Here is a 14461-nt window from a genome sequence, read left to right on the forward strand (position 1 = left end):
AATAACGCCCGGTTTCTGAAGCTGAACATAATTTGTTTCCGGCATTCCTGATTGTTGCATAAACCATACCCTAATGTGGAGTAAAGTAAAAAAGTGGCTGGATACGGGCACATCGGAGGAGTTTGGCTTTATTATTAATACACGTATCCGGACAATAAACCTGGCTGCCATGGTGGGGGGCTCCGCCTCACTGCTTTTCACTATCCTCAATTTCTCGACAGGTCATTACCTGCTGGGCGCTCATACCCTCGTTAATCTCATCCTCCTGGGAACGCTTATCTATTTCAATGCACGCCATAACTTCCTGAAAGGACCCGCTACCATGATGGTACTGCTCTCCCTGGCATTTACCTCAAACGGCATCCTCTTCCATAACGGAATGGAGTTTTACGTGCTGCTGGTAGTATGCCTCGGGTTGTTGCTGTTCGATAACATGCGGGTTATTTTGCTCATCCTGTTCATCAACAGCATATTATTCCTCGTGGCACATAAAGTGGTTTCCCGTTATGCCATACAGCCATCGATCGCCAACAGATCGTTCATAAATATGGCCGTATGGCTCGTAATACTGTTGTTGTGTTTATACACCTTCAAGAAACGCAGCCTCATGTACCTGCAACGCCTCGAACTGGCAAATAAGCAGTTGCAGGAATCCAACCGCTCAAAAGAAAAACTGTTCTCGATAGTAGCGCATGATATGCGATCTCCGCTCAACTCATTAACCGCTACACTCGATCTCCTGAATAACCAGTTCATCGACGAAAAAACCTTCCGCGAACTAAGCAGCTTGCTTTCAAACCAAACAAAACATCTTAACGAAAACATGGATGTGCTGTTGAGATGGGCAACCAGCCAGTTAAGAGGAATTGAAGTGAATGCCCATGCTTTTGACCTCTGCATTTATATCCGCGATATACTGCAGTTGCTGGCTCCGTTAATGGAATTCAAACACGTTCGCTGCGAAGCAGGATGCAATGGACCTGTGATGGTATTTGCCGATACCGATCACGTACAGCTTATACTGCGCAACCTTATTACCAATGCCATCAAATTCAGCCATACAGGTGGCGTCATTACAGTATCGGCATCGTGTGAAGAAAAAGGCAAAGTATGGGTGCATGTACAGGATAATGGCATAGGCATGAGCCAGGATGCAGTGAACAACCTGTTCAACCCCGCCGTAATTCAATCACTCCCCGGTACAGGCAATGAAAAAGGTATTGGCCTGGGATTGCAGTTAAGCAATGAATTTGTACAAAAGAATGGTGGCAGTATTACCGTTAAAAGTACGCCTTCAAAAGGCAGTATTTTCAGTTTCAGCCTGCCCGCCGCACCTGGGAACTATTCTTCATAGAACTCTATCAGCGAGCCAAAATATACCTCATCCCATCCTGCGACCATATCTTCATATTCCTCGTCGGGAATATTGGTATGTCTTAACTCAACCGAAGTTCCATGTTTATGCGGATGCAGTTTAATGGTTACTATCGAAGCTTCTTCCTGGTCACCGAAATACCATTGCTGCACAACCTTTTTCCCTTCTTCAAACTCAAGATTCTTACCCGCAATACTTTCATCCCAGAGAGAAAACTCAGAGCCTGGTTCTGTAGACATAACGGCAGGTTCACCCGTCCATAACCTGATGGTAGCCGGGTTGGTGAGCGCCAGGTACACTTCTTCCGGAGACGCCGGAAGGATATAATATTTTTTAAAGTCTTTCATACCAGGATGCATTAATATTTCGTGGCAAAGTTAACCGAAGGGAACATCCATTTACCGTTTCCCCCGCTTTTTGTTTCCCCTACAGCTTAACCTGTACGCCTCCAACAAAACCCCAGGCAAGTTGTTCAATACTGTTTTCCTTTACTTTCTCCCATATAGGATTTGAAATGAGATCGGCAGCATGCTTCATATCGGTATGAATATAGGCAAACGAAGGACCAGCCCATACACGCCAGCGTGGACCAAAAGACCAGGACGGCAGTACCCGCAGCATCGACTTGTAATATTCACCACCCTTCATATCAAAAAGCCCTAAACCCGCAACCTCCGCCTGAACACCAAAGTCTCCCCGCTGCAACAGGTTGGCGCCAACCCCTGCCTCTGCAGCATATAGCCCGTCTGTCTTCCTGGCATTATATCCCAGCCCAACAATACCATATAACACCCTGCCGCCAGACCGGAAACTCGCAAGCATAGTAGCAGATTCATCTATACTTACACTTATATAACGGCTGCCATTCCTGATAATATTAATGATCCCGATAGGATAATCACTGCTATCGGCAATGTTAAGCAACCCCGATACCTGTATGCCGTTCACCTTGGCAGCCTTGTTAACAAGACCCGCCACCTGTATGCCTTCCAGGTTCTTCGCACGGTTAAAGATACCCGCCACCTGGCTACCCGTATTACCCGCAACATTAACGATACCCGCAAGCTGCATTCCCGTTACCACTTCAGCAGTATTAGAAACACCCGCAAGCTGTAACCCTCTCACCTTATGGCCAAGATTAACAATACCTGCTGCCTGCATGCCCTCTGCATTATTCGCCACATTTACAACACCCGCCAGCTGTATCTCCGCATTCCCCGATGCCTTATTCGCAATACCCGCAGCAGCAAAACCATAACTGTTCTTCATCGTATTGGCAATACCCGCCGCCTGAACTCCTCTGGCATTATTACCGATACGGTTAATAAGACCCGATAACTGTACGCCATTGGCGCTGTCTTTAATAAGCAACCCTATACCGGCCATGGCAAACCCGTTTTCAATACGCGACACGCCTACCAACGCGTGTGCCGAAAAATTATTGGTGTAATTAGCGGCATCTTTACCATTACTGCTGATAGGATAAGATAAGCCAATATGTGCCGGTTGCTGTTTAGCTGATTGCTCCTGAGCCGTTGCGCGCAGGCTGCCCGCCACTACCAACATCAAACAAAATGTCCTGCATGTCATAATATTCCTGTTTTGGATAAGACAACCTGCAATCCATCTTCCCCCAGCCACTATAAAAGAATATTATTAAAACAACTGCAACGCCAGATGCCATCCCATCCAAAGCCTGTTCTTACCGGAATTGGCAATAGTAACAGGAGTTTTTACAGCAGCATATCCCGGAAGAGGGCGCTCAGTATTGCCCGCCCAAAAACAAGGACCCGTATAAAGCGCCACCGATTTATTCACCTGCCATTGTATAGCAGGCCGGTACGAGATCAATTCCGGGATACTATCCCACGTGCCTATATAAAGCTGCTGAAACACCAGCTCATTTATAAGAGAAAGCTTCTTCGTCAATCGGGTTTCATTACCAAAACCATAACCAAAACCATACGTTTTCCTGTTGCCGCCAATATTGGCCCCGGCGGTAATAATGCTGTATAACTTACGGTTACCCGATTTATAAGAAAGGTTGAAATCCAATACATCGGTAGTAGATACCGTTAACTTATGATATCCCTTCTTCACAATATTGATGAAACCTATACTATACCCCGATACAGAATCACAAATATTGATGAACCCTATTTGCGAACCCCGCACATGACGGGCATAGTTCACAAAGAAACTAACCTGGATACCATTCATGGTAGAATGCACAACATTCGCAACACCGGCAAGCTGGAGACCCGATGCACTGTCGCCGGCATAGTTCGAAACACCTGCCGCCTGGAAACCTTTGAAAGAACCAGCCACCATGTTGGCCACACCACTGATCTGAAACCCTTCGGTATTCTCGCGGTTGTTATTGGCAACACCCGCTATTTGTATACCACTCATATTGCCACCCACATGGTTATAAACACCACCAGCCTGCAAGCCCTTCAACGCACTTACCACAGTATTATTAACACCGGAAAACTGCCAGCCCTTTACCGAATCCTGCACATGATTGTAAACACCAGCCATCTGTAAACCTTCAGCATTCGCGCCAACAACATTAAACAACCCCGCCATCTGCACATACTTGGCACTCTTTTCATTGATATTGAAAAGTCCTGCCACTTCAAAGCCATCTATTCCCGCGGTATAACCACCAATCACATTCATCGACGCCTTATTCACCACCTGCGAACTCAATTTACCATGCGTGCCAAACCCCGGAATAAGAGACACCTGGTATGGCTCCGACGCAAAGAAATTACGAAGGTTAAGACTTTGTATACTTTGAGAAGAAGAGATAAAGAGTTTGGATAGCCAGTTACGCTGGGCCTTGGGAGAAAGGATAATAGGACTTAATTCACCGCTAACCGGCTGCAGGTTTACATCCAGTAGTTCATCCTGCCCCGGGCGTACCATCACGAAGGTATCGGCATATGCAATACGGCTGATGCTAATGGCAAAAGACGGCGGGTACTTGTATCTGTCTTTCAACCGCAAACGAAAAAAACCATCCTCATTTGTGATGGTTCCCGACAAGTGCTGTCGTTCATAAACACTGGCATTACTGATCTTTTCACCGCTAACCGCATCCCGCACATAACCCGATACAAACCAGGTGCTGCTGAGCGGCGGAGAAGCCTCCTGGAGTATGATATATTTCCCCGATACCTGGTAGTGAACACTTCCTTCAAACAGCAGATCAAGCACCTGCTTTACCGTACGCTGCCGTACCGATAAGGAAACCAGGCTGTCACCACGTATGACATTGCTGTTATAGGAAAAGAAAAAATCACCCTGCTTACCTATCTGCTCAAGCACCAGCGCCAGCCGTGCTCCCTTTACATTTACCGAAACCTGTTTATACAGCAGGTCCTGGGCAGGAGCGGCAACAAAGCAGGCGCAGGCAAGCAGAACACAAACAATAACTTTAAATATTTTAATAGAACTCATTCCAATATAATACGGTTTTTCTCCTTCCGGGAACTGATATCCAGTGTCAGGCAAACAATGTGAATAATACTGTCGAGCGACGCTTCCTGGAACGTTGTTGTCAATGGCAGATCGGCGATCCGGTTATTACCTATAACAATATCGGCAGCATACACCTCATTGAGTTTGAAAACAAGTTCCCGCAATGGCGTCGACGCGCAAACAAAGGTATGTGTCCGGTAATGGTTATAGAGCACACTGTTGTTCGACTGTTTATACAGCTGCATTTCTTTGCCGCTCACCGTAAGCTTTTCGTGCCGATGCAGTCTTACTGTCCTTTCACCAACAGCAACTTCTACCATACCTGATTCCACGATGATCTCGGTAACAGTATCTGTATTATTAACATTAAAGGAAGTGCCCAGTACAGTGATGGCAATATTGTCGCCTGTTTTAATAGTAAAAGGCTTGTTCTTGTCGGAAGCCACGTCAAAGAAAGCTTCTCCTTTAAGATCGATATTGCGATGACTGTCATTGAAAGATTTTTTATAAACAATCGCAGCATTCTTATTGAGTGTTATCACTGAGCCATCGGGCAGTGTATCTGTTAAAACACTGTTTCCCGAAGCAATAGTAACAGTTCCCCGGTTATTCACAAGCGTTACCGTAAGCCAGGCGCCGGCAAGTAATACCAGGAAAGCCGCAGCCGCCTGCCACCATTGAAAAGTAAACCTGCTATGTTTGACAACCTTGCCGCCGCCTTCTTCGTCATTCGTGTTCCCGGCCTGTGGCAGAGAAGAAAACCCATCGTTCTTTACTCTTTGCCGGAAGCGCATCCAGGCTTCCTCTTCCGAAACAGTTGTTTTGGCTGCTATAACGCGGCTCTTTTCCCAAACCGCGCTCAATTGCTGGTAGTAGCTTTCATTGGCCTCGCCTAGAGAGCGCCATTGAGCTACTTCCTGTTGTTCATTGGGGGTGGCCTCGCCAAGAAGGTACTTTACCAGCAGGTCATCCCATTTTTCATTTAAGTCTGGTTTCACATGCCTGTTTTTAATGGTAAAGAAATAAGATGATCAATAATATAAGGAAATCGGCCAGTTTCAGGCGAAGCAATTTAAGCGCTTTGCCCATCTGGTTTTCAACTGTCTTTACTGAAAGATTCAGTTGCCCCGCTATTTCACGGTATTTCAGTTCTTCAAAGCGGCTTAACTGGAAGATAGTCCTGCATTGCTCCGGCAATTCATTGAGCGCTTCTTTGATCTTCAATTCCAGTTCTTTTCCAGCCAGCGATGCTGCCGCATTTCTTTCCTGCTGTTGGCCTTGCTGCATAATGTACGTTTGATGTGTTGATTTTACCTTCTGATGTTTCAGGTAATTGAGACTTTCGTTATGTACCGATCTGTAGAGATAGGCTTTTATCGAAGTGTGCACCACTACCTGCTCTTTTCTTTCCCACAGTTTATAAAACACCTGTTGTACTATTTCTTCAGCTACTGCTTCGCTGTCCAATAACGTGCAGGCATAAGCATGCAAACCTTTGAAGTAGGCTTTAAAAACCTGTTCAAATACCTGCGCATCGCCGGCGGCCAGCAATTCCATTAAACCTGCATAGCTTACATCCATATTACAAATATATTTTCTATAATGCCAGTATTCCTAAAATATGATCAGCGGTGAAACTGTATTTTATAGCTGATATTGGGTAAGAACCCGATCTGATGCCTTGTCTTCTCCGTATTGGTCCTCGTATCGAAATAATTAGCCAGGAAGTTTTCCCTGTTGGTCATATTCTGAACTTCGATAGAAAAAGTATGTGTACTGTTTTTCCTTTCCTTTCTTATATAGGCGCTCCAGTCAATCCTGAAATAAGCAGGCCCGTGTTTACTATAATATAACCCCGGTACATACTGCTCCTTACCCGTTTCACGCGAAGCAGCCAGGTCTATCGGAGAAATACGCAAACCACCCGTCATCAGCACCTTAACATTAACGCCTATGGTTTTATTGGAGTTACGTGCCGACTGCCATTCTTTTCCCCCGATAAGATTAGCAAGGAAATCACGGTTAAAGCGTGTATTATAGGTAGCGCCCACAGCATCGGTATACTCCGACTTAAACACCGAGAAATTGGTCATGAAGAAATAATGATTGCTGAAAGGACGTTCAAGACTAAGATCTATTCCATAGTTCCTTCCCTTACCCTTACTGATAAGCCTGTTTTTGTCCATCAGGTCGTAAACGCTTATCATATTAAGCGACGCAAACCCCGACTTGCTGTTCTCTTCCACCGGAACATTATACAAATGCTGGTAATAAAGTTCTGCCTTCGCAGTAAGGTTCAATGAAGAGAAGAAATGTTCATACCCCGCAACAATATGAACGGCTTTGGAAAGATCAAGATGTTTGTTCAACGGCGCTGTAGGTGCATTCGCCGCAGCATTCCTGAACATATAAGTAGAAATATGCTCCGGCTTACTATGCAGGCCGGCAGCCAGCGTCCAAACGCCACCTGCCGCATTATACGATAACGATGCACGTGGCTCTATACTATGCTTCTCCGTCAACGCCAGGTAAGAAGCATGCACACCCGTGTTCAGAAGAAGCCTGTTCGAGAACCTGTGCTTCCACAGGAAAAAACCCTGATAAAAACTGGTAGCGCCATCATCTGCCAGCACCTGCTTCCATTGGTCTTCGGCATCATCGTAATAACGGTTATAGAAATCATATTGCCAGCGTTGTATCACAAACCCTGTTCTGATGGTATTCCTCAGATTAAGTTTGTTATTATAAAAGCTCGAAATACGCAAAGCCTTGTCGGTAAACTTCTGTTGGGTAACAGGAACAGGCTGGTAATGACTCGAAGGATTAAGTGTATCGGCATCGATAGAAGAACCGCGATACGAAGTAGACAACACCGTCTTAATATAGGCATCCGTTCCTACAAACACCTGGTGTGAAAGCCCCAGTACACCAAGTTTCCCAACAACAGTAGCACGATCATTCCTGTTATCCTCACTATCCCATTTAGTACTGTCCTTTTCAGGATCTCCCTCGAACCTGTTATAGCCCCCTAATCCAAATAAAGACCATTCACCTGTCTTCGCCGACTTCCAGTTCAGTTTAAATGAAAGATCCTGGTACTCCGGCGTTTCTTTCGATCCTATAAAGGTTTTCAGCAAAGCCAGCGTCGAATACCTGTAGTTCACCAGGAAAGAACCGGTTTTATTTTTATTAAGCGGCCCCTCGGTCGACAACTCCGCACCAAGCGTACCCAGCATTACCGAATGCTCTGCCCTGCTGGTATTGCCATTCCGGAAGTTGAGATCAAAGGCAGCAGCCGTAGCATTTCCAATATCAGCGGCAAACGCGCCGGTATAAAAATCAGACCGCCCTATCACATTACTGCTTAACATGCTGACAGGACCTCCCGAAGCACCAAGATCAGAGAAGTGATTGGGGGTAGGTATCTCTATTCCCTCCAGCTTCCAGAGAACACCCTGTGGCGAATTACCTCTTACCACTATATCATTGTGGCCATCACCGGCCGCAGCCACACCAGGATAGTTCATGACCATACGCGCCGGATCATTGAACGCCGCAGGAAAACGTTTGGTATCCTCGATAGAAAAGGAGCGCGCACTAACAGTGGCAAACTCATTGATCGGCTTGCGGCTGTTACGCCCGGAACGCACCGTAATAGCCTGCAATTGCTTGAAACCCTCCTGTAATGTCACCTTCTGCTCCAGCTCCTTACCCGACGAAACCACTACATCGGGCAAAGTCAGTATCTCATATCCAAGCAATGTATACTGGATGGTATACCTGCCTACAGGTACCTGCGGCAAACGAAAAAAACCAAGACTATCAGTTACCGCCTTAAAGTCGCCGGGCGTTAATAACACAGATACGGCGCTCAGCGGCCGCTGCGATTCCGCATCAGATACATAACCCTTTACCGATTGTGTAAATGGTTGTGGCTGTTGACTATAGCCTCTGATTAGCCATAGCAATATCATTATCAGGAATAGAAAAAGTAAACGCATAGTTGACTGATTTGAAATAAGACAACTATGCAAAAGGAAACCCCTATCTCTTTCACAATTCCATCATCCACCATCTAAGCCGCTACTTCCAAATCACTTTCTGATCAAGAGGATACTGGCGGGAACCAGGCTTATACCCATCATTGGAATAACCAATGTAAAGCAGCCCCATCACCAGGTCTTCTTCACCAAGCTCAAAGTATGCCTTCATAGCCGGCTTTAATACCATACCACCGGTGCTCCAGAGCACAGAAAGCCCCGCAGCAGCAGCGCCCAGCAGCATGTTCTGCGTAGCGCACGAAACAGCAGCAATTTCTTCCAGCACAGGAATGTTGGGATTCGACCCTCTTTTCATATGAACAGCAATGATATGCGACAGCTTATCGCCCATATGGGTAAGATTGTCGAATGTTGCCTGTGCAAACTTCTCGGGAGGTGTATTGTCCTTGTAAAGCTGCGCATGATCTGCACAAAATTGTTGTACGGCATCGTTGCTGTAAACCACAAAACGCCAGGGCTCCGTACGCGCATGCGTAGGCGCCCAGTCGGCCAGCTCCAGCAATGCTTTAATAACGGCGTCATCCGCCTTTTGGCCGTTCATGATCGCCGGCTTCACGCTACGGCGATTAGCTACCAGTTCTTTCAGTTCTTGTAATGTCATTCACGAAATTAACGAATCCCCACTATCGGAATCGGCTGAACCATACAGCAATATTTACGTTCTACGGAATTAATACACACTTAACACGGCCAACCTAAAACTTCACCATCAAACCCGCACCAACAACCGACTTTATCTGGGTTCCGGCAGAGTTCTTATCCTTTCCAAAAAGTTTTACATCATCATCATAAATGATATCCAGGCTCCAGGTGGCCGAAATAACCCTCGAAAGCTTCACCGCAAACATATTGGTCATGAAAATATCAACGTTCTGCGGATGGCTTTTATAGTTCGAGAATAGATCCAGCCGCCCTTTATATGTAACGGTTTTATTGATATTGGCGGTATAGTTGATGGTAGCATAGGCGCCTAACTCATTGGTGCTATGCCGGCCGGTATCAACCCCATACAGCCCTTTTGCTGAAAGACTGTCATTGTTTACAATCACCCAGCGCGAAGTCATAGGCGACACAAATATCGACAGGTTTTTAACAGGCTTGTAATCCAGACCCGCACTTACCAGTACATAAGCCGGTGCCAGGAAATTAGAAGTAAAGGTTTTTTCATCGCCTGAATAAGTATAACCCTTCAGCATCTGCGATCTGAAATTGAACAACCCCGAAAGGTTCAGCTTGGGATTGAGTTCATAACCATATTTCGATAAAAGATCTATGCGGTCGTCATTCTTTCTTGCTCCCAGGCTGGTAGTGTTCACATAACCAAAGTTGGCATCGAAAGTATTGTCCCAGCTATGTTTGCCATGTTTGTAAAAAGCATACAGGTTCAGGTACGAGGTGATGGCCATAGAAAAGTCATCCCCGCCCGCTGCCCAGTTGCTTAAGGCCGCCTGTGAAAGATTGAAAGAAAACATGCCTCCCGTCTTCCATATCTTTTTCGCAGTATCGGCAGCATCTTTTTTGATGCTCCTGCCGCTTTCCGTTTGTAAGTTCCTGATAGTTTTATCCTGTGCATTTACCAACAGGATGCTCATGAGAAGGGTACTCATTAAAAACAATTGCTTCATTCGGTTGCTATTTAACCGGCAAGATACTAAACACGAGGAAAAACAAGAAGGCTGTGCTGACTGGCAGTATGCAGATCGCGCCATACCCTGTTAATGGTACTGTCTTTATCAGCTGCCTTTAATCCGCAATAAGGATACAGATCATCCGTTTGCTCACGGCATGTAGCTGCCAATGCCCTTGCAACACTGCTTAACTCCTCCAGCAGTTGCGTTTCTATCTTGTTTTGTTGCTGCAGCTGCCACCACGAATTGTCGATGGCTGCATAAAATGCTTCGCGTACGATCTCTATATTTTCAAGGGCCCTGTCAACCGCCATCTGTAGTAACTGCTGTTCCTGCCCTTTCTTCAACGGCAGAAAAGCACTGGCCTCATCAATAAAATGAAAAGCCATGCCCGATATATTGGCCGCCAGTGTTATCTCCGCCAGCTGCAAGAACGGATAACGGTATAACGAAGCATCGATATGAACAGAGGATGCTTCTATCGCAAAAGCCCTGTCCGGTGATACTTCCAGGCCATTAACCTCAAAAGCATGACTGGCGGTAGCAACAAGGCCAAAACTATTCCACGTTGGAATGATTGTTACTTCATTACGGAAGAATGCAAAAGGTTTGATGACAACACTACCATCTGCATGTAAACAAGGCACGTCATTTTCCACGATAATACAGTTGGCTGTAAACACAGTATTATGAGGAGCGCCGCTTGCATGCCACCATTTGCCCGAGACTTTATAACCACCCGGAATTACAGCAGCCGTACCCGTTGCCGCACCACTGCCCGCTAAACAGGCACGCCTTGAATCAAATACCTGCCTGGCCAGCGTTTCCGGCATAAATCCGCCAAACCAGCCGGCCCCCGCACATAACGTAACAACCCATCCCATACTTCCATCAGCCCAGGCAATAGCCTCTTCCAGCCTTACCACTTCAGGCAACGGCCGCATGCCCCCTCCATAAACCCCGGGAACCATCATACTGAACCATTGCTGTTCATAAGCCAACGTTAACTGCGAAGATTGAAGCATACCTTCCTGCTCCGCAAAAGCAGCGGCATTACGGATAATAGCAATCGATTCTGGTGCTAACAGGGTAGACGGGCGTATCTGTATCATATGGCAAAGGTAAATACTATGTTCTTTTAGTAGCACATAACAAAAGCAACAGCATTTGTGTTTATACAACAGCTCAATAACGTTGAATTATTTATTATGTAATTTCAGGCCATGAACATCAGAACGCTTATAACACTATTCGCCCTTTGTACGGCAACACTTGCCAAAGCACAGCAGGTACCTTCAGGCTTCTGGCTCGGAAATACAACAGGCCCGCTGCCACATCTTACCTACGGCCTTGGTGAAGACCGCCTCGGAGGCGCTAAAATGACCTACCTCGATTCTAACGTGGTAATGTGCGTGGTGGATAGTACCCGTGATGTCTATAAGATCCAGCTGTCTAAAAACCACTTCGCCTACGCCCCAAAAACAACGATAAGAAGAAACGACTCTTTGCGCCCGCAACCTTATTATCTCTCCGAAAACTGGAGGGTGTTTGGCGACTCCCTATACGACTATGTCACGATTAACCTTACCGAAAAGCTTCCCTACCGTAGCATCCAGCAGCTAAGTCCATCACGCCTGGCAGTTGATATCTTCGGCGCTACAAGCAACAGCAACTGGATCACACAGCTAAAAACAACGAAAGAAATAAAGAATGTTTATTACGAACAGATAGAAGACGATGTGCTCCGCGTGTATATAGAGCTCAAACATAAACAACACTGGGGCCATCATATCGCTTACGACACTATCGCAAAACGCCTCGAGATCCGCATTAAAAGACAACCGCCACTAAACCTGGCCCGTCTTAAAATAGCCATCGACCCCGGGCACGGCGGCACAAATCGCGGCGCCGAAGGAGGCCGCTCAAACATCCTGGAAAAAACCCTGACACTGCAATATGCAAAAGTGCTGAAAGAAACATTGGAGGAAGCCGGCGTTAAACATGTGTTCATGACACGCACCAAAGACACCACTTTGTCTATGGCGGAACGCGCTGCAATGCTCTTTAAAGATGATCCCGATGTCCTCATCAGCATCCACTTTAACTCGGCAGCCAGCGACACCGTAAGCGGCACCAGCACCTACTACCGCTATATAGGCTTCCGCCCGCTCAGCACCGCCATCCTCGACGAACTTCTCGAACTGAACCTGAAAAACTACGGTAACGTGGGTTCTTTCAACTTCGGACTTAACGGCCCCACCGAATACCCCAACGCCCTGGTTGAAGTAGGTTTCCTGAGTAACCGCGAAGAAGAAAAACGTATCCTCGATCCCAACTTCCGCAAAAGAGTAGCCGCACGCATCACAAAAGGTATAAGAAGCTGGCTCCTTTCTTTACAACAATAATAGATCAGGGCTGACCAAAACAAATGGTCAGCCCTGTATCCATAGAAACCGGAAGTCTCTTTTATTATTTTTTCTCAGCACAGTTAACCATCCAGCTGATACCATACCTATCAACGAAGCTGCCGAAATAATCACCCCAGAACATATCCTGCAACTCCATCGTTACCTTGCCTCCTTCTGAAAGCGCATTAAAGATACGTTCCGTTTCTACCCGTGTATCAGGACTAAGATTGATAGACATATTGTTTCCCGGCGTAGCAGTCATACCCCATGAGCCTACGCAGTCTGTACCCATGAGTACATGACCAGCCAGTATAGGTAATGCCACATGCATAACGAGATTCTTGTCCTTCTCTGCCAATGGAGGCATTCCTTCCATGACAGGTGCATCACCCATACGCATGATGCCGCCCATAAATTCTCCGCCAAAAATGGATTGGTAAAAGAGAAATGCTTCTTCTGTTTTTTCCTGGAAATTCAGGTAGGTGCTTACTGAGGCCATAATATTGTGTTTGTGTGTTTTGAATAATCCAAAATTAGCCCCGCACAAACACATCCCGATAGGGCGAAAAAGACAAAAAAAGGGGTAATTACGACAGCTTTTATACCCAACCCTCCCGGAGTGCAAAAGCCACCAGTTCAACAGAATTATTGAGCCCGGCTTTTCTCAGTATATTTTTACGATGGCGGTCAACAGTTTGATAACTGATATACAATATTGCCGCAATTTCGCGGCTCGTCTTACCCTGAGCCAGCAGTTGTACGATCTCTTTCTCACGGCGTGTAAACATCTCCTTTGCACGCAAGCTCAAAGATTGTCCCATTCTGTAATTATGAAAACTGGGTTCTCCTTCCAGCCCAATAAAAGAGAGCGAAGAACCATTCTCGCGCTTTAAATGGCTAATATCAGTATGCACCCCCATCACTCTTATAACTGCTCCATCTGTATCGGTTTGAATAGTCGTTACCTGCTGCAGCAATCTTATATAAGTTCCATCTGTACGCTGCATCCGGTAATCATAACTTACTTTGTATTTCAATACCTGCTCAGGACGTAGCCGGTTGAAAAACTCCGCTACTGCCGCTTCGAATTCTATAAAGTAAGTCCGGTCTTCAGGATGAATATGATCAAAAACATACGATACCGAAAATGCTTCGGGTGATGATAAGCCAAGCATTTCCATCACCGGCTCGCTTACAAACTCCATCTCCGAAGTGGGAATATTGAGAATGTAATAGTAATGCTGCCCTACATGAAAAATGTTGATTAGCTTTTTGTGAATTTCCAGTTCAAAAGAAACAGACTCGTCTCCTTTGCTGCTTCTTGAGATTTTTTGCCAGGCTCTCTTGATATCATTATAAAGGATCAGTTCGTTTTCTTTTGCGGGCATGGGTTGGATTTGATTTCAATTTACAGAAAAATACCCATTTGGGGGTATTGACTGCCATATCCCTTTGAAGGTACCTTTGAGCACTATACATTTTCATTATTGCAACTCCTGAATC

The 14461-nt window shown here is 46.0% G+C and carries 13 protein-coding genes; 2 read left to right on the plus strand and 11 right to left on the minus strand.

Going from position 1 to position 14461, the window contains the following annotated elements:
- The first annotated feature begins 73 nt into the window (after positions 1-73).
- Positions 74-1354, plus strand: coding sequence for a sensor histidine kinase (locus ESB13_RS22325; RefSeq protein WP_129006037.1), 1281 nt, complete (start codon positions 74-76; stop codon positions 1352-1354).
- Here the strand turns inward: ESB13_RS22325 and ESB13_RS22330 are convergent.
- From ESB13_RS22330 to ESB13_RS22370, 9 genes are all read right to left on the minus strand, one after another.
- On the minus strand, positions 1342-1722 hold the full coding sequence (locus tag ESB13_RS22330) for an SRPBCC domain-containing protein (RefSeq protein WP_129006039.1): 381 nt from the start codon (positions 1720-1722) through the stop codon (positions 1342-1344). The genes ESB13_RS22325 and ESB13_RS22330 overlap by 13 nt on opposite strands.
- Before the next feature lie 79 nt (positions 1723-1801).
- Positions 1802-2965, minus strand: a complete 1164-nt coding sequence (locus tag ESB13_RS22335; protein WP_129006041.1) for a hypothetical protein — start codon at positions 2963-2965, stop codon at positions 1802-1804.
- Positions 2966-3031: 66 nt separating this feature from the next.
- Positions 3032-4840 (minus strand): STN and carboxypeptidase regulatory-like domain-containing protein, encoded by a 1809-nt coding sequence (locus ESB13_RS22340; RefSeq protein WP_129006043.1) that lies wholly within the window; start codon positions 4838-4840, stop codon positions 3032-3034.
- Positions 4837-5859, minus strand: coding sequence for a FecR family protein (locus ESB13_RS22345; protein WP_129006045.1), 1023 nt, complete (start codon positions 5857-5859; stop codon positions 4837-4839). Before ESB13_RS22345 ends, ESB13_RS22340 begins: the two co-directional genes overlap by 4 nt.
- A gap of 10 nt (positions 5860-5869) precedes the next feature.
- Positions 5870-6442 (minus strand): RNA polymerase sigma-70 factor, encoded by a 573-nt coding sequence (locus ESB13_RS22350; RefSeq protein ID WP_129006047.1) that lies wholly within the window; start codon positions 6440-6442, stop codon positions 5870-5872.
- A 44-nt stretch (positions 6443-6486) separates the two neighbouring features.
- Positions 6487-8862 (minus strand): TonB-dependent receptor, encoded by a 2376-nt coding sequence (locus ESB13_RS22355; RefSeq protein WP_129006049.1) that lies wholly within the window; start codon positions 8860-8862, stop codon positions 6487-6489.
- A gap of 82 nt (positions 8863-8944) precedes the next feature.
- A complete protein-coding gene (locus tag ESB13_RS22360; protein WP_129006051.1) occupies positions 8945-9523 on the minus strand; it encodes a nitroreductase family protein in 579 nt (192 codons plus the stop codon).
- Positions 9524-9617: 94 nt separating this feature from the next.
- Positions 9618-10547: a DUF3078 domain-containing protein gene (locus ESB13_RS22365; RefSeq protein ID WP_129006053.1), complete on the minus strand. Its 930-nt coding sequence runs from the start codon at positions 10545-10547 to the stop codon at positions 9618-9620.
- Positions 10548-10573: 26 nt separating this feature from the next.
- Complete coding sequence (locus ESB13_RS22370; protein WP_129006055.1) at positions 10574-11662, minus strand: acyl-CoA dehydrogenase family protein; 1089 nt, start codon at positions 11660-11662, stop codon at positions 10574-10576.
- 111 nt (positions 11663-11773) lie between these two features.
- Between ESB13_RS22370 and ESB13_RS22375 the strand changes: the two genes are divergently transcribed.
- Positions 11774-12955: an N-acetylmuramoyl-L-alanine amidase gene (locus ESB13_RS22375; RefSeq protein WP_129006057.1), complete on the plus strand. Its 1182-nt coding sequence runs from the start codon at positions 11774-11776 to the stop codon at positions 12953-12955.
- Positions 12956-13019: 64 nt separating this feature from the next.
- On the opposite strand, the gene ESB13_RS22380 is transcribed toward ESB13_RS22375, so the two are convergent.
- The gene (locus ESB13_RS22380; protein ID WP_129006059.1) at positions 13020-13457 is read right to left on the minus strand and encodes a VOC family protein; all 438 of its coding nucleotides are present in this window, start codon (positions 13455-13457) and stop codon (positions 13020-13022) included.
- Between the two features lie 100 nt (positions 13458-13557).
- On the minus strand, positions 13558-14346 hold the full coding sequence (locus ESB13_RS22385; RefSeq protein WP_129006061.1) for a LuxR C-terminal-related transcriptional regulator: 789 nt from the start codon (positions 14344-14346) through the stop codon (positions 13558-13560).
- Positions 14347-14461: the final 115 nt, after the last annotated feature.

This window comes from Filimonas effusa, assembly GCF_004118675.1.
GTDB lineage: Bacteria > Bacteroidota > Bacteroidia > Chitinophagales > Chitinophagaceae > Filimonas > Filimonas effusa.